The sequence below is a fragment of the Janthinobacterium sp. GW823-FHT06H09 genome, from assembly GCF_058794735.1.
Genome location: NZ_JBXAHC010000011.1, coordinates 76,148 through 100,755, shown reverse-complemented (window position 1 = coordinate 100,755; position 24,608 = coordinate 76,148). Strand labels below are relative to the sequence as shown.

The following is a 24,608-nucleotide window of genomic DNA, read 5'->3' as shown; positions in this document are numbered from 1 at the left end:
CATGATTAATGTTCCGCCTCCCAAAGCTCCCGTTCCTGTCGATGTCTTCTTAAATCCAGGCACGAGTGAACAGTCAAAAATCGCTCAAGTTGCATGCGGCGCGGCATCAGATGCACCATGCAGCATAGCTGTACATGTGGGACTATTTTTTGACGGCACGAACAATAATCTGGAACGGGATCGCAACGGCTTGCGTACAGGTGTAATTGATGCAAAAACGAAAGTCCCCATTGCTATTACTAAGATTCCACTTAGGCCAGAAGATGCCAGTCACAGTAATGTGGCGCGCCTTTTTTTAACATATCCAAATGACAAGCAACAGAGTGGATATTTTTCAAACTATATTCCAGGCGTAGGTACTCCGTTCAAAGAAATCGGAGAGCTAACCGAATCGGATGAAGGCAAGGCATTTGCCAAAGGCGGGCAACCCCGGATTATATGGGGCTTGCTGCAAGTCGTGAATGCCGTTCATCGGACTATTAGCGGCAAGTTATTGTACGAATCAGATGAGGCTGGCCGACTTGCCCGCATCTATGATAATGCCGTAGGCCACGATAAAGCACCTCACCCCCTAACCGGAAGAGAGCGTTTCATGACCCACTCTGACTGGTTCGTTCCCCATATAGAAAAACTCAAAGCGGCGATGGCGGCACAAGCGAAACCGCATATTCCATCGCTGACCCTGTCCGTGTTCGGTTTTTCGCGTGGCGCCGCCGAGGCGGTGGCGTTTTGCCAGCTGTTTGCCGATTTGCTCACGCCACGCGAAGGTGAGGTGCAGAAGTTTGCCGGCATCCCTGCTAGCATCAATTTTCTTGGCGTCTTCGACACGGTGGCAACCGTGGGCAGCTCGGCGTCTGTAGCGAAAACCACGATCGCACCTGGCGCGATGTTCGATGGCCATTGGGCCTGGGCCAATGAATTGCTCAAGCCGCTGCCTCGCTGCGTCAAGGCCGGCCTGCATTGCATTGCCACGCATGAGCAGCGCATGAATTTCCCCGTCACGCGCCTGGAAGGGAAAATCGAGGAAGTATATTTTCCTGGCGTGCACTCCGACGTCGGAGGCGGCTATGGTCCGGGCGAGCAGGGAAAGGGACGCGGCGGACAAGCAGCCTTGCTGTCGCAAATTCCGTTGGCGCACATGTTCAAGGAAGCGCGCCTCAAGGGGGTGCCCCTGATACCGTTCAGCGAACTGGAACTTCGCGATCAGGATGACTTTCAGATCAATCAGCAGCTTGCCAGCGCCTGGGAAGCATATACCGCCGAGCTGGGAGAGCAAGGTGCTTTGCTGAGCAAGCATATGCAACTGTATTACCGCTGGCGCGCCGTGCGCGTCAAGACACTGGAAGCCACGACCAGCTTCAAGGCGGCCAACGCGCAAGAGCGGGAGGATCTGGGGTCCTACAACCGCTTGCTGGCAGGCGATCTGGAAGCGCTGCGCGCGCGCAAAGCCTTCCGTCATGGCGATGAGGGCCAGCCGTTCAGCGCCCGGGATATTGCGCGCATCAACCACTGGCAATATTATCGGGCTCAAAACCACACGCCCTTGGACAAATGGGAAGAATTTGCGCTCGACATATTCGATCACCCCAAACCGCTGCCGCCCGAAGTGATGCGTTTTTTTGACGACTATGTGCATGATTCCCTGGCCGGATTTTATATGGCTGGCGAAGTGACGGAATACGACAAGCGGGCCAGGATCGCCTCGTTCGCCAATAAACCGCCTAAAGACGGCTTTTATAAACGCGTATATGAGCTCAGCCGAAAGACCGAAGCTGCGCAACTGAAACAGAAGAATGGCGAAGCATTGACGCCGGAAGAGGAAGCGCTGGTCAAGGAAGCGCAGTATGGCACTCCCTATCCTATCCGTACGGATGCCGACAGCGCCGACATGCGTAGCAGGCTGATCACCACGCAAACCTATACACGGCGCGAGGGTGGCGGCTATATCTTGCGCCGAGGCTATTACCCGCAAAGCGGCTTCTTCCGGAAAAGCGTGCACGAAAACGAACTGCAGCGCATGCCGACGGCCGGCATCCAGGCGAAAGATGCACCCGAAGAATTGGTGTGGAGCGAAAACTTAACACAGGATATTGCGCAAGCCAAACTCGATGAAGAGATTTACCTGGCGCAGCAGCGCTCTGCAGAGCGGATCAATGCGCTCGCATAGGGCGTGACTTCATCGCGGTTGAAGCAGGGTGGACTGATCCGCCGGTTTTATGGATAGCGATGAAATCATGATGATGTTACTCAAGCAACAATTATGGCGATGCCTCTTGCTGGCCGCATGTTTACCCGGTGTCGCCATGGCCGCGAGCATTCAGGCGCTGAATTATTCTTCGCGCGAAGTCAATTACATCGCGGTTGAAAATCCGGGAAATACCAACAGCGGCGGCGGTGGCGATGCGATCGATCCTTATGGCCAAGGCGGCACGATATGCTGCTTCAGCGTGCCGGAAAAGTGGCATGCGGATTTGAAGGTGGTGGTGGTCTATCAGCTGTCCCCGGACCCGACCTTTCATCGCGAGACGGTCAGTGTTCCCCCGTATCCGGATGGGAAGGCGGGCGATATCTGGCTGATCGTCTATGAAGATGGCAGCGTGGGGGTCGTGGTGTCACATTACGGACCGAGCCGACCGGAGTGGCCTGGGAAAATCAAGGGGTATCCGGTGCCGACGAAGGAGTATCGGGACGAGCGCCGTAGGCAGAAATTGAAGAGGGAAAAAGCGACATTACTTACGCTGGAAAGGACATTGTTGCGTGACGTCAATGTTATGTCAGTTGATGACATAAAGGAGACTCAAGAAATAATTGAATTCCAAAGAAAGCTCATCCAAAGTCTGGAAGGAAATCCATGACTGCCTTCTTGTCAAAAATTTATTCCATTGAAAAAATTGACCCGTCTCATCATGACCGTTTTTTTGACGGAATTGGTGAGATGAAAGAAATTGTTAAATCTGCCAAAGCTCGTGAATGCCCTGACCCAGGCTTTCCCCCTCATGCGATGCGAATCTGTTTTTCGGTTTCTTCTTCGACGGCACCAACAATAATATGAAGCGGGATGTGTCGTTTCACTCGCACAGCAATGTGGCGCGTTTGGATCGTGCATTTCCGGACGCTAAAGATTGCGTGATCGGCTGCATGCGCTTGCACCTTCAACTGCTTGCTTTTATAGAAAATAAAATTATGAAATGGATTATGTATCTTGGCACTGTCTTGCTGCTGAGCGGCTGCGCCCTCAAGGCCAGGCAGGTTGAGGAAGCCGGTCCAAGGTCTACCGCGACGGCGCAGGTGGGTATTGTCAACCATACGGGAAACTATATTTATTCCGCATCGGTGGATGGGGCGGGAGGCGCCAATATGGCCAGATGGGGAGCTGGAGGAGCCGAAGTTTGCTGCGCATCCATCCCGCGGGTATGGTATCCGGGAATGATGGTCCGGGTGCGATGGGATATGCCAGAAGAACATACGCATATTGTCAAAGAAAAAATGGTGGAAGTGGAAAAATATGATAGGCCCGGAGATATCTATATGCACTTTTTCCCCAACGACGAGGTGAGAGTGGTTGTGTCAAATGTGGACGGCGATAGTAAAAATCATCCTATTCTTCATTCCGGAAAATCTGCGAATATTCCTTGATATGATCATCGGGAAAAATCCCTTTTCGCGCCTTTGCCTGTTGATTTTTTCTTCAGCCGTCGACGCTTGATCAATTAAATTGGCTATTAATTTATAAAATGGAAATTATGAAATGGATTATGTATCTTGGCACGGCCTTGCTGCTGAGCGGCTGCGCCCTCAAGGCCAGGCAGGTTGAGCAAGCCGGCCCAAGGACTACCGCGACGGCGCAGGTGGGTATTGTGAACCATACGGGGAAGTATATTTATTCCGCATCGGTTGATGGGGCGGGAGGGGCCAATATGGCCAGGTGGGGAGCGGGGGGAGCCGAAGTTTGCTGCGCATCCATCCCGCGGGTATGGTATCCGGGAATGATGGTCCGGGTGCGATGGGATATGCCGGAAGAACATACGCATATTGTCAAAGAAAAAATGGTGGAAGTGGAAAAATACGATGAGCCGGGAGATATCTATATGCACTTTTTCCCCAACGACGAGGTGAGAGTGGTTGTGTCCAATGCAGGAGGAGGTAGCAAAACTCATCCGATACGTCACCATGGGAAACCAAAGGATCCCAATTCTTAGAGACACGGATGATGGGACGGTCTTGCGATGCAAAGGCTGCCGCGTGTACCGGTTCCCCATGTGAGATCAAGGAAGAGACATCCTGGTCCAATGGAGATGTTCGGATAAGGAGCGGCTCCAGCGTGGCTGGCGCCCATGGAGGATCAGCCGATGAAGGAATCGAATTGCATGTCGAATTCCTGCAGCGCCTTTTGCGCATTCTGCATCTTCTTGCGGAATTCCGGTCCCCGTTGCAGGGCCAGGCCCACGGCCAGCACGTCGATCACCACCAGGTAGGCCAGGCGCGCTGAAATGGGCGTGTAGGGGTCGGTGTTGAAGACCAGGTCGATCGGGATCAGCACGGTGGCCAGGTCGGCCAGCGGCGTGCCCGATGGGGCCAGCACGACAACGTCGGCGCCGCCGCGGCGCGCCAGTTTCACGGAGCGCACCAGGGCGGGGCTGTTGCCGCGCTGCGAGATGGCCACCAGGCAGTCGCCGCCGCGCAGCAGGGCCGCCGCGATGCTGTGGATGTTCGGGTCGCTGTAGGCGACCGTCGGTACGCCCGAACGGAAGAACTTGTGCTGCGCGTCGGCCGCCACGATGCCCGACGTGCCCTGGCCATAGAATTCGATCTTGCTGGCGCGCGACAGGATGTCGAGCGCGCGCTGGATCGCTTCCGGATTCAGGTTGTTGCGCAGGTCGAGCAGGGTATTGATCGAGCGGCTGCAGATTTTATTCACCAGGTCGGCTGCCAGATCGTCCTGCGCCGGCTGCTCGTTCGCGCCCGGCATGGCCAGCGCCAGGCCCTGCGCCAGTTTCAGCTTGAATTCATGCCAGCCGTCATAGCCCAGCGTGCGGCAAAAGCGCACCACGGTCGGTTCCGACACCTGCGCGCTTTTCGCCAGCGCCGTGATGTTCTGGCTGACCGTCTGGTTGGGCTGGTCTAGCACGGCCAGCGCGACTTTTTTCTCCGACTTGGAGAGCGAATCGAGCTGGGTGCGGATGGAATCGAGTAGCATTGATTGATCTTCTGGCAGTAATGCCGTAAGTTTGCGTCCTTTTCACCCCAAAAGCAAAGTTCCGGGGTCGGACCCTCAGGGTCCGACCCCAGTATTTCGCCGTTCAGGGTTAAGCCAAATCTTAACGGCTTCAGTCCTCTGGCAAGGCCTCTTCACGCCACTGCAAGCCATCGCGGCCGATCAGGGCGCTGGCGGCCGCCGGGCCCCAGGTGCCGGCCGTGTACGGAATCGGCGCGCTGTCGTTCTGTTCCCAGCTGTCGAGAATCGGCTCGACCCATTCCCAGGCCGCTTCCAGTTCGTCGCCGCGCATGAACAGGGTCAGCTGGCCGCGCAGGACGTCGAGCAGCAAACGCTCGTAGGCGTCCATGCGCGGGGTCTTGAACGATTCGCGGAAATCGAGTTCCAGTTCCGCCGGTTTCAAACGCATGCCGTCGCCCGGGGTTTTCGCCATCAAATTCATGCGCAAGCCTTCGTCCGGCTGCAAGCGGATCACCAGGCAGTTCGGCTGGAAGCTCGACGTCGGCTGGTTGAAGATCGAATGCGGAATTTGCTTGAAGCGCACGACGATCTCGGCCAGGCTGTCGGCCATGCGCTTGCCCGTGCGCAGGTAGAACGGCACGCCGGCCCAGCGCCAGGTGTCGATTTCCGCCTTCAGCGCGACGAAGGTTTCGGTGCGCGAATGTTCCGGCGCATCGGGTTCGTCGCGGTAGCTCGGCACGGTGGCGCCGTCGACGTGGCCGGCGCGGTACTGGCCGCGCACGATGTTTTGCGCCAGGGTGGTCGGTGTGAATTTTTTCAGCGAGCGCAGCACTTGCAGCTTTTCATCGCGTACGGCGTCCGGCGCGATCGAGGTCGGCGGTTCCATGGCGACGATGCACAGCAGTTGCAGCAAGTGGTTTTGCAGCATGTCGCGCAGCGCGCCCGAGGTGTCGTAGTAACCCATGCGGTTGCCCACGCCCAGCTTTTCGGCGATGGTGATCTGCACGTCGGAAATCCATTCGCGGCGCCACAGCGGCTCGAACAGGATGTTGCCGAAGCGCAGGGCCAGCAAGTTCTGCACGGTTTCCTTGCCCAGGTAATGGTCGATACGGTAGATCTGCGATTCCTGGAAGACCTTGCCCACTTCGGCATTGATCTGCTTGGCGCTGGCCAGGTCGCGGCCCAGCGGCTTTTCCAGCACCACGCGCGAATTCGGCGTGACCAGGCCGTTGTCTTCGAGGTTGTCGCAGATGAGGGCGAACAGGTGCGGCGGCGTGGCCAGGTAGTACACGCGCGTCAGGTCGGCGTCGCCGCGCAGCGCTTCGACCAGCGGCGCGTACGTGGCCGCATCGCTGGCGTTGAGCGACACATACACGATGCGCGCGCAAAACTTGCTCCAGGTGGCGGCGTTCAGGGTGCTGGCCTTGATGTGGGGACGCGAATTGGTCTCCACCATTTTCAGGAAGGCATCCTGGCCGCTGTCCTGGCGGCCCACACAGATGATGCGCGCCGTCGGCGGCAAATCGTTCGCGACGTCGCGCGCATACATTGCAGGCAACAACTTGCGCATTGCTAAATCGCCGCTGCCGCCAAACAGGACCAGGTCAAAATCGGTAAGTGCCATAAGTGAGTGTCGTCGCAAAAGTAAAAGGGCCGGAGCGGGGAGAAAGCCGACCGGAAGTGCCAGTCTGTCGCTACTATAATCGATGGTGTAAATTTACTACGTAGAACAGGCAATTGCAAGAAATTTTACTACATTCCATCCGCTGCCGTCGCCATTTTGCCCGGTATGCCTGCCTGCGATGCCGGCATGGCCATTATATGCCGTTCGCCGGCGCCGGCGCAGCGTCATGCTGGTTATCGGCTTTGCAAAGCAACCATGGTTGCCAGGGAAATTTTCGATTCTCTCCGTCATCATTTGCGCTGTAGCAACAAGGAAATCAAGAAATGCTGTCAGGATCGCCGTTGGCAGCGTAAAGTAGCTTTGAAGAAAGTAAAAAAACGTATAATTCAAGCTCGAATCGATAGCAACTATTGGTTGTATGAAGTTGTACGATATACACTGCACCGTTAGCGCCGGCCATGCCCCAAACCCGCCGTCCGGCGTCCATGCGACGTGCAGTCCGCACTGTCCGCAGCATCAGGGGCGGGCGACTTAACTTTACAAGACGGCTCAAGGGGACACAATGAATTCAATGCAGCAAGATGTCGATGAACGCACCAGCCTGACAGGCAATAACAAATTCGAACTGTTCCTGTTCAAGCTGGGGACCAGTGATCACTCGGCCAGCCGCGAACTGTTCGGCATCAATGTGTTCAAAGTCCGTGAAATCATGGAAATGCCGGCCATCACGGCGGTGGCTGGTTCGCACCCGCACATGCTGGGCGTGGTCAATATCCGTGGTCAGATCGTTCCCGTGATCGACTTGCCGATGGCGGTCGGTTGCAAGAGCAGCGGCTTGAAGATCCTGATGGTGACGGAATTTGCCCGCTCGACACAGGCGTTTGCCGTGGAAGAGGTCGATGAAATCGTGCGCCTCGAGTGGAATCAGGTCTTGTCGGCCGAATCGAGCGTCGGCGGCGGCCTCGTCACCAGCATCGCCCGCCTCGATGGCGACACGGACAAGACCCGCCTGGCGCAAGTGCTGGACGTGGAGCAAATCCTGCGCAACGTGCTGCCGTCGGGCGACCCGGACGTGGACGAAAACAGCATCGGCCCGCAAGTGCGCTTGCCGGCCGGCGCCGTGATTCTCGCGGCCGACGATTCCTCGCTGGCCCGCTCGTTGATCGAAAAGGGCCTCGAAGCGATGGGCGTGCCTTTCATCATGACCAAGACGGGCAAGGAAGCGTGGGAGCGCCTGCAAGCGATCTCGGCCCAGGCGGCCACGGAAGGCAAGACGGCGAAAGACAAGGTCGCGCTGGTGCTGACCGACCTGGAAATGCCGGAAATGGACGGCTTTACCCTGACGCGCAACATCAAGAACGATGGCCGCTTCTCCAACATTCCCGTGGTGATCCACTCGTCGCTGACGGGCTCGACCAACGAAGACCACGTCAAGGGCGTGGGCGCCGATGGATATGTGGCCAAGTTCGTGGCGGCTGAATTGGCGGAAACCATCCGCAAGGTGCTGTCGCGGTAATCCGACGGCACCATGGCCAACACTGTTGTCGGATTACGCGGGGCCTTGCCCCGCTAATCCGACCTACGTGAGCGTTAAAAAAGCGCCGGACCCTCGCGGGTGCCGGCGCTTTTTCATACCTGACCGTGTTACGCCTGGTAAGGCGTTTCCGGCTGGCCTGCCACGTCCACGCGCACGGACAGCACGTGACCCGTCAACGGGTAGTCGGCGATTTCTGCTGCCGAGCGGTTGTGGCTGGCGCTGGTGATGTACAGGGTGCGCAGGTCGGGGCCGCCGAACGTCACCATGGTGGGGCAGCGCACGGGCACGGTAATTTCGCCCAGCAAATGGCCATCGGGGGCGAAGCGCAAGATCTTGCCGCCTTCAAACATGGCCGACCAGTAATTGCCTTCGCTGTCGACGGCCGCGCCATCGGGACGCCCGCCGTAATCGAACGCTTTCTTGTCCATGGAAAAGCGCTGGAACGGTTGTGGCGCGGAAATGGCTCCCGTGGCCGCATCGAAGTCGAAACGGTCGATGCGGTGCGTGGTGGTATCCGAGTGATACATGGTGCGCCCGTCGGGACTGAAGCCCAGGCCGTTCGACACGGTCATGCCGCCCGACCAGACCTTGCGCACTTGTCCCTTTTCCAGCACGAACATTTCTGCTGCGTCAGTGTTGCGCGGCTCGAAAATCGTGCCGACCCAGAAGCGGCCGGCCGGGTCAACCTTGCCGTCGTTGAAGCGCGTGGTGGCCATGTCGAACGGCGCCGGCGCGATGTGCGCCAGGCTGCCCGTCTTCGTGTCGAGGTGGGCAAAGCCGCTGCGCAGGGCGACGATCAGGCCGTCGCCGGCGTTGATGGCCAGCGCCGACGGTTCCGTCGGCATGGTCCACTGCGCATGCTTGCCGCTGGCCGGGTGCAGCCGGTGCACGGCGCGGCCATCGATGTCGACCCAGTACAGGGCCGCTTCCTTGCCATGCCAGAGCGGGCATTCGCCCACTTGCATGGCCTTGTCGCTGACTACTTTGATTTCGTAAATATTCATAAACCTCAATTAAGTTAATACGCCGCCTTGGCGGCTTTCGCCAAGGCAATCAAGCCATTGGTCGAGCTGTCGTGGTGGTCGGGACGGGCTTCGCCCGTCAGTTCGGTCTGGATTTTCTTGGCCAGCACCTTGCCCAGTTCCACGCCCCACTGGTCGAAACTGTTGACGTTCCACAAGACGCCCTGCACGAAGGTCTTGTGTTCGTACAAGGCGATCAGGGCGCCCAGGGTGGTCGGGGTCAGTTGGTCCATCAAAATGGTGTTGCTGGGGCGGTTGCCGGGGAAAGTCTTGTGCGGCACCAGCGCTTCGATTTCGCTTTCCGGCAAGCCCTGCGCCTGCAGGTCAAGGCGCACTTCCTCGGCCGTCTTGCCCGTCATGAAGGCTTCCGACTGGGCGAAGCAGTTGGCCAGCAGGGCATCGTGGTGGCCCGGCAAATCGTGCGTGGCGCGCAGGGCGGCGATGAAGTCGATGGGTGTGATGTCCGTGCCCTGGTGCAGCAGCTGGAAATACGCGTGCTGGGCATTCGTGCCGCAATCGCCCCAGATGACGGGGCCGGTCGGCACGTCGACGGGCACGCCATCCTTGGTGACGCGCTTGCCGTTGCTTTCCATGTCCAGCTGTTGCAGGTAGGCGGCGAAGCGGCTCAGGTCCTGGTGATACGGTGCGATGGAAACGGAGCCGCAATCGAGGAACTGACGGTTCCAGAAGCCGACCATGGCCAGCACGACGGGCATGTTGTCTTCGAGGGGCGCCTGGCGGAAATGCTGATCCATCGCATGCGCACCGGCGAGGAAATCGCTGAAATATTCAAAACCGACGGACAGGGCCACGGCCAGGCCGATCGAGGACCAGACGGAATAACGGCCGCCGACCCAGTCCCAGAACGGGAACATATTGTCCGGCGAAATGCCGAAGTCGACGATGGCTTGCGTGTTGGTCGAGACGGCCACAAAGTGTTGCGCCAGATCCTTTTCTTCGCCTTCGAGCAGGAACCAGGCGCGCGCCGTGTTGGCGTTGAGCATGGTTTCAGCGGTAACAAAGGTTTTCGAGGCAACAATGAACAGGGTGGTTTCCGGATCGACTTTCGACAGGGTCGCTTCCATGTCGTGACCGTCGACGTTGGAAACAAAGTGCATTTCCAGTCCCGGGTTGGCATACGAGCGCAGCGCCAGGCACGCCATTTTCGGCCCCAGGTCCGAGCCGCCGATGCCGATATTGACGATGTCGCAAATCGGCTTGCCCGTGTAGCCGAGCCAGCTGCCATTGCGGACCTTGTCCGTAAATGCCTTGACGCGCTGCAGTACATCTTGCACGTCGGTATCGATATCCTGTCCATCGACCATCAGCCTGGTGCCGCGCGGCGCGCGCAAGGCGGTATGCAGAACGGCCCGATGTTCGGTAAGATTGATTTTCTCGCCGGTGAACATGGCTTCGCGCTGCGCTTCCACGCCGCGCTCGCGGGCCAGGTCCATCAGCAGCGCCATGGCGGTGGCGTCGACCCGGTTCTTCGAGTAATCGAGCAGCAGGCCGGCCGCATCGACCGTCATCGTCGAGAAACGTGCGGGGTCGGCGGCGAACAGCTGGCGCAGATGCACTTCGCGCAGGCTGGCGCTATGCGCTTGCAGGGACTGGAAACTGGCGGTGGCGGTGATGGCAGGAGTAGGTGCTGGCTGGCGCATGGCGGTCGGCTTGGGTGCTTGTCTCGGTTGAAAGGAGCGCGGCGCGTTCGTGGTGGCGAACAGCGGGTCCGGCATTGGTATGAGAATAATACATCAGAAAAACGTAATTTCACTACAGTTTGTGACGTGAGGCCGATTTTTGTTGTGCTTTTTTTAGTGATTGCACCCGTGCCATATAAGAGCTATGTTGACAGCTGCCGATACGCGATATTTGCCGGGCTTGCCTTGATACGCCGCAATCCGTGGCTTATTTGTGTGGTCGGCCCATGCAAGAGTGCTTCTTCTTCACCGTTTTGTAGTAAAATTTCACGAAATACTCATTTTTAAGGAAATCCATATGGCGCTGCATCCAGTAGTCGAATCCGTAACAGCGCGCATCATCGCGCGCAGCCGGCCATCGCGCGGCGCCTATCTGGCGCATCTGGATGCGGCCCGCATCCAGGGCGTGCAGCGCGGCGCCCTGTCGTGCACCAACCTGGCGCACGGCTTTGCCGCCTTTCCCGCCAACGACAAGCTGTCGCTGAAGGAGTACAAGAAGCCGTCCGTGGCCATCGTGTCCTCGTACAACGACATGCTGTCGGCGCACCAGCCCTTCGAAGGCTTCCCGCAGATCATCAAGCAAGCCGTGCGCGAAGTGGGCGCCGTCGCCCAGTTCGCCGGCGGCGTGCCCGCCATGTGCGATGGCGTGACGCAAGGCCAGCCGGGCATGGAATTGTCGCTGTTCTCGCGCGACACCATCGCCATGTCGACGGCCGTGGCGCTGTCGCACAATATGTTCGACGCGGCCCTGTACCTGGGTGTATGCGACAAGATCGTGCCGGGCCTGTTGATCGGCGCGCTGCACTTCGGCCACTTGCCGGCCGTTTTCGTGCCGGCCGGTCCGATGACGTCGGGCCTGTCGAACCAGGAAAAAGCCAAGGTGCGCCAGCTGTATGCACAAGGCAAGGCCACGCGCGAAGACTTGCTCGAAGGCGAGTCGAAAGCCTACCATGGCGCCGGCACCTGTACCTTCTACGGTACGGCGAACAGCAACCAGATGCTGATGGAAGTGATGGGCCTGCATTTGCCGGGCGCCGCCTTCATCACGCCGAACACGCCGCTGCGCGATGCGCTGACCAGGGCCGCCGCCCAGCGCGCGGCCGTCATCACGGCGCAAAGCGCCAGCTACTTGCCAGTCGGCCATATCGTCGACGAGAAATGTATCGTCAACGCCGTCGTGGGCTTGCTGGCCACGGGCGGCTCGACCAATCACACCCTGCACCTGGTGGCGATCGCCAAGGCGGCCGGCATCGTCATCGACTGGAACGATTTCAATGAACTGTCGGCCATCGTGCCGATGCTTACGCGCATCTACCCGAACGGCGACGCCGACGTGAACCATTTCCACGCGGCCGGCGGCACCGGTTATCTGATCCGCGAATTGCTGGACGCGGGGCTGCTGCACGACGACGTCAACACCATCCTGGGCCACGGCTTGCGCGCGCACTGCATGGAGCCGTTCCTCGGCGAAGACGGCAAGGTCTTCTGGAAAGATGCACCGGCCGCCAGCGCCGACGAAAACGTGCTGCGCCCGGCCAGCAATCCTTTCGCGCCGGACGGCGGCATGGTCCTGGTGGCGGGCAACCTGGGCCGCGCCGTGATGAAGGTGTCGGCCGTCAAGCCGCAGCACCGCACGGTCGAAGCGCCGGCCCTGGTATTCAATTCGCAGGAAGACTTCATGGCCGCCTACAAGGCCGGCACGCTGGACCGCGATTTCGTCGCCGTGCTGCGCTTCCAGGGTCCGCGCGCCAACGGCATGCCGGAACTGCATGCGCTGACCCCGGCGCTGGCCAACCTGCAGGATGCGGGCCGCCACGTGGCGCTGGTCACCGATGGCCGCATGTCGGGCGCGTCGGGCAAGGTGCCGGCCGCCATCCACGTCTCGCCTGAAATCCTCGCCGGCGGCCCCCTGGGCCTCGTGCGCGACGGCGACATCATCCGCCTCGACGCCTTTACGGGCGTACTGGAGGCGCTGGTGCCGGCCGACGTCTGGCACGCGCGTGCGCTGGTCACGGCCGACCTGTCGCCGAACCACGTCGGCATGGGCCGCGAGCTGTTTTCCATGTTCCGTTCCACCGTCAGCGCGGCGGAAGAAGGTGCCACCACCTTCGGCCTGCCGTCGCCGATTCCCACCACCGTCGCCTTGCACGACGCCGACAATGTCGGCGATACCGTACCGGGTTCCGATGAAGACTTTTTGGCTAGGAAATAAGAGATGACCATGACACTACTGGAAATTATGCGCACCTCGAGCGTGATCCCCGTGATTGCGATCGACGATCCTGAACACGCCGTACCGCTGGCGCGCGCGCTGGTGGCGGGCGGCATCCGCGTGCTGGAAGTGACGCTGCGCACCAAGCACGGCCTCGAAGCGATCCGCGCCATGTCGGCCGTGCCGGGCGCCATCGTCGGCGTCGGCACCTTGACCCGTCCCGAGGAATTCGCCCAGGCACGTGATGCGGGCGCCGTCTTCGGCGTTTCGCCGGGCCTGACCAGCGCCCTGGTGGCGGCGGCGAAAAGCAGCGGCCTGCCCTTGCTGCCAGGCGTGATGACGCCAGGCGAAGTGATGGCGGCGCGTGAAAACGGCTTCCAGCAGCTGAAACTGTTCCCGGCCGTGCCGGCGGGCGGCATCGGCATGCTCAACGCCATCTACGGCCCGCTGCCGGACATCACGTTCTGCCCGACGGGCGGCATCTCGCAAGAGACGGCGTCGCAGTTCCTGGCGTGCAAGAACGTCGCCTGTGTGGGCGGCTCGTGGCTGACGCCGAAAGACGCGATTGCGGCCGGTAACTGGGACCGCATCACGGAAATCGCCAAGGCTGCCAGCGGTCTTCGATTGGCTTAAGCGGTACTGGCGCGGCAGGCTTTACGCTTGCCGCGCTTTCTTCTCTTCTTCTTATGCGAGTCTTGCGCCGCCCCCTCACCATCGGCGAAACCGCCATGGCCCGCAGCGTCTTCCAGGGCGCCATCGACTACGCGCGCGTGCGCGTCGTGCGCGGCTCCTTCCTGCCGTTCGGCTTGCAGGACCAGAACACGGCGATGACGCCGCGCGGCAGCCTGCACTTCATGCCGGCCCAGTACCGCGACGATTTTTCCCGCGAAGGCAACAGCGGCAAGCTGTTCTTCATCCACGAGATGGTGCACGTGTGGCAGTACCAGCTCGGCTACGGCGTGCTGCTGCATGGCGTGCTGCTGGCGCTGCGCGGCGGCTACATCGCCCAGCGCGCCTACCGCTACGATGCGCAGGCAGGCGGCGTCCTGTCCGACTTCAACATGGAGCAGCAGGGCGACATCATTGCCCACTACTTCGGCGCGCGCCAGCTGGGCATTCCCGCCTACGTGGCGAAACTGCCGCAGCTGCAGGATATCCTGCAGGGCTTCCTGATCGACCCCGCCGACCGCCGCCTGCTGCCACGCTGACGCCACTCCTACGGTGCCGTGTTCGATGCCAGGCGCACGTCCGGTGCGCGCAGGCTGGCCGCCGCATCCTTGCCCAGCAATAAACGCAGGTCGGCGCCCGCGCCGATGCCGCTGTCGCCGGCCGCCTGCAGTTGCGGCATGCCGCCCAAGGCCAGCGCCAGGGCGGCGGCCGCCTGCGCATGGCCGGGACGGTAGACGATGCTGCTGGCCTGGATGCCGTACGGCCGCTGGTTGCCCAGCCGCAGCACGCTGATGCCCATGCCGCCCAGCATGCCGCGCATGCGCGCCGCCATCCCCGTTTCTCCATTGCCGTTGATGACTTCCAGCCGTGGCAGGGGCGTCGCCTGCTTCGCCAGGGCGGGCACGGCGGCCGGCGCGGCGCGTGGCGCCACGGGCGTGTCGCGCCAGCTCAGCGTGAAGATATTCGGCTGCGACTGCGTCAGCTGCAGGCGGCTGGCCGGTGCCGCCGGCTTGGGCGCCGGCGCCAGATCGGGCGCGACGGCGTCCGCGGTGGCATCGGCCGCATCGACCGTCGCTATGCTGCGCGCCAGCGCCGCGATGGTGAGATCCAGGTTGGCGCGCGCCGGCTGCTGGCCATTGTCGAGCTGCAGCGACTGGCGCAGCACGCTGGCCGCCTGGGCGTAATCGCCCTGCAGGTACAGCACGTAGCCGAGGTTGTTGTAGGTCCGGGCCGTCGGCGCTTCTTGCGCCAGCGCCTGCAGCATGGTGCGCGCCGTGTCCAGCTGGCCCAGCTGCGCGTGCAGCACGGCGGCGCCATTGCGTGCATCGGCCGAGTCGGGCTCAAGCAGCAGCGCTTCGCGGTAGGCGGCCATCGCCGCGCGCGGATCGCCCAGTTCCTGCATGCGCTTGCCCAGCTTGCAGAACGCGGCGCTGCGGGCGGCGGGGCTGTCATCGCCGCGCGCCCGGGGCGGGGCGGCGTGATTGGCCTGGCTGTGCTGGCTGGCGGGACCGGGCAGGTGGCCGCAGGCGGGCAGCAGGCCGGCGCAGGCAAGCATGAGCATCAGGGTGGTGTGCTGTGGCATGGCGGTTCTCCGGTCAGCTGCCGCTGCCCATGCTGGGCAGGAGCACGCGGTAAATTTGCAGGAAGGCTGGCCCCATCAGGACGACCAGCAGCGAAGGGAAGATGAAAAAGATCAGCGGGAACAGCAGCTTGAGGGCGATCTTCGCCGCTTCTTCCTCGGCCATCTGGCGGCGCTTGGTGCGCAGCTGGTCCGACTGCACGCGCAGCGAGGCGGCGATGCTGGTGCCGAAGCGCTCGGCCTGGATCAGCATGGCCACCAGCGCGTCGACATCCTCGACGCCCGTGCGCAGGGCCAGGTTGCGCAGCGCCCGTTCCTTGGTGTTGCCGGCGCGCAGTTCCAGCATCACCAGGTGCAATTCCTCGGCCAGCACGGCGCTTTTCAGGGCGATCTCGGCCGCCACCCGGGCCAGCGCCGCATCCATGGCCAGGCCCGCTTCCACGCATACCGTCATCAGGTCCAGCGCGTCGGGAAAGCTTTCGAAGATATCGCGCTGGCGCCGCTTGATCATTTGCGCCAGCACGATATTGGGCAGGTAGTAGCCGATGGCGGCCACGATCAGCAGCCAGAACAGCAGCGCCTTGCCCGCCATCTGGCTGCCCGAGGCGCTCAGCCCCAGGAACAGCAGCAGGGGCAGGCCGATGGCCAGCATGGTCTTGGCGGAAAAGAACAGGATGGGCGCCGACGCCTGGCGCAGGCCGGCATTCATGAAGCGCCGGCGCATCACGGAGCCTTCCCAGCCCTGCTCGGGCAGCGACAGTTTGGCCAGGGGGCCGCTCAGGCGCACCATGCGCGCCAGCCAGGGGCTGGGCGCCGATGCGCCGGGCGCCGCCGCGCTCTTGCCGGTGGCGTTGTCCATGCGCTGGCGCAAGGGATCGGGCGCAAAGCTGCGCATGGCCACCAGCACGGTGCCGAAGACGGCAATGAAGAGCAGGGCGAGAAAGGCGATATGCACGGGATTCATGAGGGTTCTCCTTGCGGGCTCAGACGCGGATGCGGATGATATTGCGCATGACCAGGATGCCGCACACCATCATCACCAGGGCGCCGGCGAGCATCTTGCGTCCGCCCGGGTCGACGAACAGCATTTCCAGGAACTGCGGATTGGTCAGGTGGATCATGGCCGCCGCGCCGAAGGGCAGCAGCGACAGGATCCAGGCCGACAGCTTGCCTTCGGCCGACAGCACGCGCACCTGTCCCAGCAGCTTGATGCGCTCGCGGATGATGCGGCTGATGCTGTCGAGCAGTTCGGCCAGGTTGCCGCCCGTTTCGCGCTGGATCAGCACGGCGATGACGAAGTAGCGCAAGTCCGTGCTGGGCACGCGCGTGGCCAGGTTCATCAGGGCGTCCTGCATGGCGATGCCGAAATTGACTTCGTCGAAGGTGGCGCGAAATTCCACGGCCAGCGGCGCGTTCATTTCATCGCCGACCATTTTCAGGGCCGTGGGGAAGGCGTGGCCGGCGCGCAGCGCGCGCGCCATCAGATCCAGCGCGTCGGGCAATTGCTGCTCGATGCGCTGCAGGCGCTTGGCCTTGGCGCGCAAGACCACCAGCAGCGGCAGCAGGGCCGCGCCCGCCACCAGCGGCAGGAGCAGCAGCCACGGCACACTGAGGTAGCTGAGCAGCAAAAATGCGGCGCCGGCCGTGGCCAGCATCACGCCGGCGAAGCTGGCCACGCTCCAGCTCAGGCCCGACTGCTCGAGCAGGCGGTCGAGCGCATGCACGCGGGGCACGCTGAGCAGCACGCGCTGCAGGGCGGGGGTGTCGCTCAGCAGGCGCTTCTTGATCATCGAGCTGCTCGTGTCGCCATGCGCGCCGGCCGACATGATGCGCAGGCGGCGCGCGACCCTTTCCGCTTCCGGGCCGCGCGAGGTGTTCCATGCCAGGTACACGCCCTCGATCAGCAGCACCACGGCGATGAAGGTGAGGATGGCGAATACGTAATAGAGATAGTCCATGATGCTCCCCTTAATGGTACTGGCGGGCGGGATCGAACAGGGTTTCCGGCAGGCTGATGCCGAAGGCGCGCAGGCGTTCCAGGAAGCGCGGCCGCACGCCGCTGGCATGGAAATGCCCCTGCACCGTGCCGTCCTCGCCGATGCCCGTCTGGCGGAAGGTGAAGATTTCCTGCATGGTGATCATCTCGCCTTCCATGCCCGTGATTTCCTGGATCGACGTGACCTTGCGCTTGCCGTCCGTCAGGCGCGATACCTGCACCACCACGCTGATGGCTGAACTGATCTGCTGGCGCATGGCTTTCACGGGCAGGGCCGCGGAGGCCATGCTGATCATGTTTTCCAGCCGCGTCAGCGCGTCGCGCGGCGTGTTGGCGTGGATGGTGGCCATCGAGCCTTCGTGGCCCGTGTTCATCGCGCCCAGCATGTCGAGCGCCTCGGCGCCGCGCACCTCGCCCAGGATGATGCGGTCGGGGCGCATGCGCAGCGCGTTGCGCACCAGCGCCCTTTGCGTTACCTCGCCCTTGCCCTCGATGTTCGCGGGCCGCGTTTCCAGGCGTACCACGTGCGGCTGCTGCATCTGCAGTTCGGCCGCGTCCTCGATGGTGACGATGCGTTCGGCCGTGCTGATGAAACCGGAAATCGCATTGAGCATGGTGGTCTTGCCGCTGCCCGTGCCGCCCGAGATCAGGATGTTGACCTTGGCCTTGCCCAGCGCCTGCAGGGTGGTGCTCATTTCCTCCGTCAGGCTGTGCTTGAGCAGCAGGTCGGCCAGGCGCAGCGGCTGGGCCGAGAAGCGCCGGATCGACATCACGGGGCCGTCGATGGCCAGCGGCGGGATGATGGCGTTCACGCGCGAACCGTCGGGCAGGCGCGCATCGACCATGGGACTCGATTCGTCGATGCGCCGGCCCACGCGCGAGACGATCTTGTCGATGATCTTCATCAGGTGGGCGTCGTCGGTGAAGCAGACGTCGCTCAGCTCCAGGCGGCCATGGCGCTCGACATACACCTGGCGGTAGGTGTTGACGAGGATATCGGACACGCCGGGGTCGGCCAGCAGCGGTTCGAGCGGGCCGAAGCCGAGCACCTCGTCCTGGATGTCGCGGATCAGCGAGCGCCGTTCCAGCTCGTTGATCACCACATTGTCTTCCGTGAGCACGTCGCTGACGAGGATTTTCAGCTCTTCGCGGATCTGCTCGCGCGACAGGCGCTGCATGCCCTCCAGGTCAACGCGGTCGAGCAGCGCCTGGTGGGTGCGGTGCTTGAGCTGCTGGTAGCTGTGGCTCGCTGCGCCCTGGTGCGCGGCATCGTCATTCAGGCTGGCGTCATCCTGGGCATAGCCCAGGCGGTCCCGCAGGGTGAGTTTTTCGGCAGTCATGGTCGGTCTCCGGTGAGTGGGGCGGTATCAGGCTCGAGGATCAGGCTGGAGCCTCAGGCGCGCGCGAGCAGCCGCGAAACCCAGCTTTGCGCGGCGGGCGGGGTTTCGCCTGCCAGGCTGGCGGCCAGTTCCTGCAGGGCGCGCGAGACGGCGTTGTGCGGCGTCAGCTTCAGAATGGGCACGCCCTGGCTGACGGAGGCCGCCACCGCTTCATAGTGGTTGGGGATGGATTTGTAGACGTGCTTGCCATACGCCGCTTCCAGGTCGGCCACGCGGATGCTGTCGCTGCTGGCATAGCGGTTCAGGATCAGGCGGACCTTGTCTTCGCGGTAGCCGAGGCTGCGGAACACGTCGAGCAGGCGCTTGCCGTCGCGCACATACGGCAAGGTTGCCTGCAGCACGGGGAAGATCAGGTCGGCCCGGTCCAGCGCGCGCACGCTGACGGGGTCGAGTCCGCGTCCCACGTCGAGCAGGATGTAGTCGTACTGGCTGCGCGCCAGGGTCAGCAGCCGGTCGATATGGTCGGCCTCGACGTCGGCCGCATGGGCCGGGTCGTCGGCGGCGGCCAGCACGCTGTAGGCGGGCGTGATCTGGATCATGCTGGCGCTGAGCAGCGACGCATCGAGGCGCACGATCTGCTGCGACAGCTGCGACAGGGTGGTGGCCGGCTTGTGGTCCGAGACGAACAGGGCGGCGTCGCCGAACTGCAGGTTCAGGTCGAACAGCGCCACCTTGCGCTGTTCGCCGGCGGCCAGCGCGTAGCCGAGGTTGGCGGCGATGAAGGTGGCGCCGCTGCCGCCCTTGCACGAGACGAAGGCCAGCACCTGGCCCTTGCGCGTGACCTGTTTCTGCAGCTTGTCCTCGATGCGGCGCAAGGCGGCGCACAGGGCCGCGTCGTCGTCGGGCTGCAGCACTTCGCGCACGCCGGCGCGCATCGAGCGCAGCAGGAATTGCGGACTTTGCTGCGGACATTGCACGATGATGGCCAGGTTCGGATGGCGCCCGCCCAGCAGTTCGAGCCGCTCCAGTTCCGCCTCGCCCGTCTGCTCCTGCTCCAGCAGCAGCAAGTCCGGCGTGACGCCGTTGTCGAACACATCCGGTATGCTCGCCAGCAGCGAGACGCGGTCGGCCGCGCTGCGTTCGCGCAGCAAACGGGTCAGCCGCTTGAGCTGGGCTTCATTCTTCGAGACGATGACGATATTCACTTGGTACTCCCCGGTAAAGGCATTCGGTAAAGGCGTTCAGTTGATCTGGAAGCCCAGGCTTTCGGCGTGCATGACCACCACCGAGGCGGGCACGGCGATATTCAGAAAGCCGAACAGGCTGACCATCGGCGTGTAGCTGACGTTGTCGATCGATACGCGCACGCTGTCGATGCAGCTGGCCGTGCGCGTGATGTCGCCGCAGGCCGACAGGTTGTCGCCCGGGTCAGTCGGCGGCAAGGTCACTTCGGCGCCGCTCTTGTTCAGGTAGCGGATGGTGATGTTGGCAGCCGTCAGTTCGGGCGCGGCCGGCAGGGCCGTGCCGCCGAACAGGGCCAGGGTTTTGACGGCGTCCGTCTGGTCGATCCAGCGCACCACCGCTTCGCGCGCGGCGCGGCGGCTCACTTCCTGCACCGTGTTGTACAGGTACAGCATGCGGCCGAATTCGAGGATGCCGAACAGCAGGGTGAAAAACAGCAGCGACACCAGGGCGAATTCGACGGCGGCGGCGCCGCGCTGGCGCCCGGCTGGAGGAGACGATGAAGGGCGGTGGCGCATGGCGTTCTCCTTACAGCATGTAGCGCATGGTGGTGCGCGGTGCGAGCGGCGTGGCATAGGTGCTGGCCGCGCCGATCACGAAGGGCAGGTACTGGCCCACCGACAGCGTGTAGTTGACGACTTCGACGCGGATGCCGCCCGGCGCCGTGCCGTCGGTGCAGTTGCTGTCGTTGAATGCCGCGTCCAGGCAGGTGACCGTCACGTTGGCCGTGGTGAAGTCGCTGATGCCGGCGCTGACGGCCGCATCGGCCACCGTCTGTTTGGCCGCCGGCACGCCCTGCGAGGCGATGCCGGCCTTGGCCTTGACGGACATGTTGCGCGCCGCGTCGCGCGTGGCCTTGTTCAGCGCGTCGTAGTACCAAAAAGCGCGGCCGAAGCCGAAGATGCCGGCCAGCAGGGTGATCAGCAGTGCCAGCACGATGCCGAATTCGACGGCGGCGCCGCCGCGCTGTTTGAGTGGGGAAAGGTGGATGCGCATGGCCGCCTCACTTGTAGAGTTTGATTTCGGAATTCGGCACGGGCTCGATCAGGCCCGCGAACTCGACGTCGAGGCGCTTGGTGCCGCCGCTGAAATCGGCTTTCATCGTCATGAAGAATTTGCCGATGCCCACCGCGTTCATGGTGCCGCACGAAGCCGGCCCGACGGGCGCCGTGCGGCAGTCGACCAGCACCACGTTGAGGATGCGGCGGTTGCGCTGGCCCGGATGGGCCACCGATGGCGCCTGGAACGTGGGGCCGCTGGTCTGGTTGTATGGCGCAGGCGGCGTGCCGGCAGGAAAGCCGGCGCCGGCGCTGACGGGGTAGCTGGCCGTGTCGAAGTAATTCGCCTTGGCCGTGCTGTACATGGGGTTGGCGTTGCCGTCCGCGACGCTGTAGGCCGTGCCGGCCTTGGCCGGGGTGGCGCCATTGCTTTGGTAGGCGGGGCCGTAGGACCACAGCACGCCGTAGCCGGCGAACTGCGCGAACGTGGCCGACGGTGCCGGGACGGGACCGGCCGACGGCAGCTGGTAATTCGGCTTGTTGCCGGCCAGGCTGACCGGCTGCTGGCTGGGCAAGGTGCTGGCGCCCGGCTGCATCCAGCCGGTGGGCGGCGAGTTGGCGGCAGTGGCGGCGCAGGGCGAGGCGGCGCCCACGCACGGATATTCCTTGATGTTGGTGTCGGGCGGCGCCGTCGCGGGGTCGCACACGGATGGCCCGCCGTAGTCGTCGAAACGCGAATTGAGCGAGGCGGCCAGCGAGGCCGTCAGCCCCGTGTTCGTGTAGACCTGGCCCGTGCCGCTGGTGATGACGGCGCTGCTGCCCGTGCACATGAAGGGCGCGGTGGAGGCGGCGCTCGCGTGCGAGGCGCTGCAGCTGCCGGGCGGCGCGTCGACGGGGTTGATCAGGTAGGGATCGGACGGGCCGCCCAGCGGATTGAGGCCGAACAGGTTGTAGGTGACGCCGCGGCGAAAGCCGAATTCGACCAGTTCCGTCAGGCCCGTGCCGGCCGGCGCGGCCGGATACGTGTATTGCGCCGTCTTGTTGGCCGGATCGACGGCGCACACGCCGATCGGCGTGACGTCGTTGACGAAGCGGCCCGCCACGGCCACGCCCGAGGTGCTGGTGCTGGCGATGCCGGCGATGCCCATCAGGTAGGTGGCGAAGGTCTTGCTGCCCGTGTCGACCTGGATGAAGGTCATTCCTTGCGGGCTGGTGCGGGCGCTGGCGCCGGACGACCAGGGACCGTCCGGGCTGGGGCCGAAGCTGATGTTGGCGGCCGTGATGGTCAGCGCGGTGGAAAAATCGTAGCGGTTCTTTTGCGCGATGGCGATGGCCTTCGTCTGCGCGTTGTCGATGCCGGCGGCGCTTTGATTGAGTTCCACGGCGCCCGCCAGGGCGGCGCTGTCGGCGCCGTTCTGCAGTTCCGTCTTGGCGATGTACAGGTGGCCCAGGTCCAGCACCAGGCCGCCCATGGCGAACAGCACCACCAGGGTCAGCCCCAGCACGATGGCGATCGCGCCGTGCTGCTTGTCGTGCCTGCGAAATGCGGTCTTCATGGCTGTCTCCTGGTGGCCTGGGGGGAGTGCGTCGCGAAACTGGCGCCTACTGGCGTCCGCCCACGCCGATGGTGAAGACATTCGGCTGCGGTTCCGGCGCGGCGAACGATTTCTGGTAGCGCTGGTAGGCGCTCGCGCCGGCCTTGCCGTCGATGCCGCTGACGGGGTCCATGTTGCGGTAGGCGTCCGGATACATGATCTGCTGTGCCTTGAGCAGGGCCACCGATTCGCCGAAGTGCGAATCGAGCACGGGCGTGGTGGTGGCGGCGCAGCCGGCTAACAGCAATAGCGACAGCAGGGTGGCGCAAGGCAGGCAATGTGCGGTTTTCATGGTGTTCTCCTATTTGAGGTCGAAGCCGGCGGCGGACTGGGGCGCGGCCGCTTGCGGCTGCATGGGCGCTGCCGGCGCTGCGGGGGCGGCAGCAGGAGTGGGCGCGCTGCCTTCCATTTTTCCCTGCATGAACATGTCGCCGCGCGTCGGCTGGATGTAGCCGTCGGTGGGCAGCTTGTAGTCGGCCGGCAGCGGCTTGACCAGGTGCGGCGTGATGATGAAGACCAGTTCCGAACGGTCCGTCTGGAAGTCCGTGCTGCGGAACAGGGCGCCCAGCACGGGCACTTCGCCCAGGCCTGGCAGGGCCTTGATATTGCTGGTCACGTTGTTCTTGATCAGGCCGCCGATGGCGAAGCTCTGGCCGTCGAACAGCTGCACCGTGGTGGTGGCGCGCCGCGTCGTGAACGAGGGCAGGATGGCCGTGGCCGAGATGCCGGTGGCGGTGATGCCGATGCCGTCCTTGTTCAGGTCCGACACTTCCGGCGCCACCTTCAGGTTGATGCGCCCCCCATCGAGCACGGTGGGCGTGAATTTCACGGCCACTCCGAATTCCTTCTCTTCCAGCGTGATGGTGGGCACGCCGTTATTGTTGCTCTGGCTGACGGGGATGAAGATTTTGCCGCCGGCCAGGAAGCTGGCCTCCTGGCCGCTGATGGCCATGATGTTCGGTTCGGCCAGCACCTTGATCAGGCCATCGCGTTTTTGCGCGTCGAGGTTGAAGAAGTTGTTCTTGCTGGCGCCGCTCAAGCCGCTGGGATTGTTGCTGAGAAGGCTGGACAGCAGCGAATACGACCAGCTGCCGATGGTCTTGTTGATGCCCAGACTGGCGCCCAGCTGGTCGACCAGCACCTTCGACACTTCGGCCACCTTCACTTCCAGCATCACCTGCTGCGGCGCGGCGATCGACAGCAGGTTGATCACGCGCGGTGCGGCCGCATCGGGCGTGGCGGCGGGAGCGGCAGCGGCGGCGCCCGCGCCTGCGGCTGGCGCGGCGCCGGAGCTGGCCGCGCCGCTGCGGGCGCTGCGCTGCACATAGGCGTTGGCCAGCGACAGGGCCTGGTCGGCCTTGACGACGTCGCTGACCATGCCCGACAGGATCAGGGTGTCGCCCGCCACCGTGACGTGGATCTTTTCGTTCGGCAACAGTTCGGCCATGCGTGCCTGCAGGCTGCTGCTGTCGATGCCGACGGCCAGGTCGATGATGGTGGCGTCATTGCTCTTGTTCCACAGGATCAGGTTGGTGGTGCCGACGGAACGCCCCAGCAGGTACACCTCGTTGGGATTGAGCAGGATGACGTCGGCGATGCGCGGGTCGCCGACGGACATGCGGCTGGCGGCGAACGGCAGGCGCATCAGGGTCGACTTGCCTTCGGCCAGGCTCATTTGCGGCGCCATTTCGGTGCGGCCGGCGCGCGATTCGCTTTGCGGCGGCGTGGCCCTGGGCCGGGCGGCGGCCCGGCTGCTCCTGGCGGCGCCCGTGTCGGTGCCGGCGGCGGTGGCGGCAGCGGCGACGGGTTCGCCGCGTGCCTGGGGCGCCAGGGCGCCGATCATGGCGAGGGCAAGCGCCAGGCTCAGTACCCGGCTTCCGCTTGCTGTGCAATATGTGCTCATGGCGTGACTCCTCTG

General features: G+C 63.1%; 24 protein-coding genes. 9 read left to right on the top strand and 15 right to left on the bottom strand.

Translation table 11 applies throughout. The features are described 5' to 3' along the window. The first annotated feature begins 1 nt into the window (after position 1). The 5 genes from AC1Q6X_RS19775 to AC1Q6X_RS19755 all read left to right on the top strand — a co-directional run bounded on the left by AC1Q6X_RS19775 (position 2) and on the right by AC1Q6X_RS19755 (position 4,199). The gene (locus AC1Q6X_RS19775) at positions 2-2,167 is read left to right on the top strand and encodes a phospholipase effector Tle1 domain-containing protein (RefSeq protein ID WP_492498208.1); all 2,166 of its coding nucleotides are present in this window, start codon (positions 2-4) and stop codon (positions 2,165-2,167) included. Positions 2,168-2,234: 67 nt separating this feature from the next. Continuing rightward, positions 2,235-2,855 (top strand): DUF3304 domain-containing protein, encoded by a 621-nt coding sequence (locus tag AC1Q6X_RS19770; protein ID WP_492498207.1) that lies wholly within the window; start codon positions 2,235-2,237, stop codon positions 2,853-2,855. Further along, positions 2,852-3,052, top strand: coding sequence for a hypothetical protein (locus AC1Q6X_RS19765; protein ID WP_492498206.1), 201 nt, complete (start codon positions 2,852-2,854; stop codon positions 3,050-3,052). The genes AC1Q6X_RS19770 and AC1Q6X_RS19765 overlap by 4 nt, the downstream gene beginning before the upstream one ends. After that, positions 3,049-3,636: a DUF3304 domain-containing protein gene (locus AC1Q6X_RS19760; protein WP_492498205.1), complete on the top strand. Its 588-nt coding sequence runs from the start codon at positions 3,049-3,051 to the stop codon at positions 3,634-3,636. The genes AC1Q6X_RS19765 and AC1Q6X_RS19760 overlap by 4 nt, the downstream gene beginning before the upstream one ends. Before the next feature lie 98 nt (positions 3,637-3,734). Continuing rightward, on the top strand, positions 3,735-4,199 hold the full coding sequence (locus AC1Q6X_RS19755) for a DUF3304 domain-containing protein (protein ID WP_492498204.1): 465 nt from the start codon (positions 3,735-3,737) through the stop codon (positions 4,197-4,199). Positions 4,200-4,342: 143 nt separating this feature from the next. Here the strand turns inward: AC1Q6X_RS19755 and AC1Q6X_RS19750 are convergent, their stop codons facing one another. The 3 genes from AC1Q6X_RS19750 to AC1Q6X_RS19740 form a co-directional block, all read right to left on the bottom strand. Continuing rightward, a complete protein-coding gene (locus tag AC1Q6X_RS19750; RefSeq protein ID WP_034750862.1) occupies positions 4,343-5,197 on the bottom strand; it encodes an SIS domain-containing protein in 855 nt (284 codons plus the stop codon). Positions 5,198-5,327: 130 nt separating this feature from the next. Next, positions 5,328-6,800: a glucose-6-phosphate dehydrogenase gene (gene zwf, locus AC1Q6X_RS19745; RefSeq protein ID WP_046685898.1), complete on the bottom strand. Its 1,473-nt coding sequence runs from the start codon at positions 6,798-6,800 to the stop codon at positions 5,328-5,330. A 96-nt stretch (positions 6,801-6,896) separates the two neighbouring features. Continuing rightward, on the bottom strand, positions 6,897-7,190 hold the full coding sequence (locus AC1Q6X_RS19740; protein ID WP_162995756.1) for a hypothetical protein: 294 nt from the start codon (positions 7,188-7,190) through the stop codon (positions 6,897-6,899). 172 nt (positions 7,191-7,362) lie between these two features. Between AC1Q6X_RS19740 and AC1Q6X_RS19735 the strand changes: the two genes are divergently transcribed. Then, positions 7,363-8,316 (top strand): chemotaxis protein, encoded by a 954-nt coding sequence (locus AC1Q6X_RS19735; protein WP_070222400.1) that lies wholly within the window; start codon positions 7,363-7,365, stop codon positions 8,314-8,316. Positions 8,317-8,444: 128 nt separating this feature from the next. Here AC1Q6X_RS19735 and AC1Q6X_RS19730 read toward each other — a convergent pair whose 3' ends face one another. Together AC1Q6X_RS19730 and pgi are read right to left on the bottom strand one after the other, a co-directional pair. Further along, entirely contained in the window at positions 8,445-9,341 is an 897-nt protein-coding gene (locus AC1Q6X_RS19730; protein ID WP_492498203.1) for an SMP-30/gluconolactonase/LRE family protein, read from the bottom strand. A 14-nt stretch (positions 9,342-9,355) separates the two neighbouring features. After that, positions 9,356-11,020: a glucose-6-phosphate isomerase gene (gene pgi / locus AC1Q6X_RS19725; RefSeq protein ID WP_492498202.1), complete on the bottom strand. Its 1,665-nt coding sequence runs from the start codon at positions 11,018-11,020 to the stop codon at positions 9,356-9,358. 337 nt (positions 11,021-11,357) lie between these two features. Here pgi and edd point away from each other — a divergent pair, with 337 nt between their 5' ends. The 3 genes from edd to AC1Q6X_RS19710 all read left to right on the top strand — a co-directional run bounded on the left by edd (position 11,358) and on the right by AC1Q6X_RS19710 (position 14,479). After that, the gene (gene edd, locus AC1Q6X_RS19720) at positions 11,358-13,271 is read left to right on the top strand and encodes a phosphogluconate dehydratase (RefSeq protein WP_492498201.1); all 1,914 of its coding nucleotides are present in this window, start codon (positions 11,358-11,360) and stop codon (positions 13,269-13,271) included. A 3-nt stretch (positions 13,272-13,274) separates the two neighbouring features. Continuing rightward, positions 13,275-13,904 carry a bifunctional 4-hydroxy-2-oxoglutarate aldolase/2-dehydro-3-deoxy-phosphogluconate aldolase gene (gene eda, locus AC1Q6X_RS19715; protein ID WP_071075891.1) on the top strand — a complete coding sequence of 210 codons (630 nt, stop codon included), beginning with the start codon at positions 13,275-13,277 and terminating at the stop codon, positions 13,902-13,904. Positions 13,905-13,966: 62 nt separating this feature from the next. Continuing rightward, positions 13,967-14,479 (top strand): Rhs element Vgr protein, encoded by a 513-nt coding sequence (locus tag AC1Q6X_RS19710; RefSeq protein ID WP_492498200.1) that lies wholly within the window; start codon positions 13,967-13,969, stop codon positions 14,477-14,479. Positions 14,480-14,487: 8 nt separating this feature from the next. Here AC1Q6X_RS19710 and AC1Q6X_RS19705 read toward each other — a convergent pair whose 3' ends face one another. From AC1Q6X_RS19705 to AC1Q6X_RS19660, 10 genes are read right to left on the bottom strand one after another with little or no spacing between them, the layout of a single operon-like run. Beyond that, entirely contained in the window at positions 14,488-15,522 is a 1,035-nt protein-coding gene (locus tag AC1Q6X_RS19705) for a LytR C-terminal domain-containing protein (RefSeq protein WP_492498199.1), read from the bottom strand. Between the two features lie 13 nt (positions 15,523-15,535). Continuing rightward, the gene (locus tag AC1Q6X_RS19700; RefSeq protein ID WP_070289152.1) at positions 15,536-16,483 is read right to left on the bottom strand and encodes a type II secretion system F family protein; all 948 of its coding nucleotides are present in this window, start codon (positions 16,481-16,483) and stop codon (positions 15,536-15,538) included. A gap of 19 nt (positions 16,484-16,502) precedes the next feature. Continuing rightward, the gene (locus AC1Q6X_RS19695) at positions 16,503-17,477 is read right to left on the bottom strand and encodes a type II secretion system F family protein (protein ID WP_492498198.1); all 975 of its coding nucleotides are present in this window, start codon (positions 17,475-17,477) and stop codon (positions 16,503-16,505) included. 10 nt (positions 17,478-17,487) lie between these two features. Beyond that, positions 17,488-18,855: a TadA family conjugal transfer-associated ATPase gene (locus AC1Q6X_RS19690; protein WP_070222417.1), complete on the bottom strand. Its 1,368-nt coding sequence runs from the start codon at positions 18,853-18,855 to the stop codon at positions 17,488-17,490. A 53-nt stretch (positions 18,856-18,908) separates the two neighbouring features. Then, positions 18,909-20,060: a CpaE/TadZ family protein gene (locus AC1Q6X_RS19685; protein WP_492498197.1), complete on the bottom strand. Its 1,152-nt coding sequence runs from the start codon at positions 20,058-20,060 to the stop codon at positions 18,909-18,911. A 36-nt stretch (positions 20,061-20,096) separates the two neighbouring features. After that, the gene (locus tag AC1Q6X_RS19680) at positions 20,097-20,615 is read right to left on the bottom strand and encodes a TadE/TadG family type IV pilus assembly protein (RefSeq protein WP_492498196.1); all 519 of its coding nucleotides are present in this window, start codon (positions 20,613-20,615) and stop codon (positions 20,097-20,099) included. A gap of 10 nt (positions 20,616-20,625) precedes the next feature. Beyond that, positions 20,626-21,093 carry a TadE/TadG family type IV pilus assembly protein gene (locus AC1Q6X_RS19675; protein ID WP_492498195.1) on the bottom strand — a complete coding sequence of 156 codons (468 nt, stop codon included), beginning with the start codon at positions 21,091-21,093 and terminating at the stop codon, positions 20,626-20,628. A gap of 7 nt (positions 21,094-21,100) precedes the next feature. Further along, positions 21,101-22,651, bottom strand: a complete 1,551-nt coding sequence (locus AC1Q6X_RS19670) for a pilus assembly protein TadG-related protein (RefSeq protein ID WP_492498194.1) — start codon at positions 22,649-22,651, stop codon at positions 21,101-21,103. 46 nt (positions 22,652-22,697) lie between these two features. Next, a complete protein-coding gene (locus AC1Q6X_RS19665) occupies positions 22,698-22,982 on the bottom strand; it encodes a hypothetical protein (RefSeq protein ID WP_070222427.1) in 285 nt (94 codons plus the stop codon). A 9-nt stretch (positions 22,983-22,991) separates the two neighbouring features. Beyond that, a complete protein-coding gene (locus AC1Q6X_RS19660) occupies positions 22,992-24,593 on the bottom strand; it encodes a type II and III secretion system protein family protein (RefSeq protein ID WP_070289156.1) in 1,602 nt (533 codons plus the stop codon). Positions 24,594-24,608: the final 15 nt, after the last annotated feature.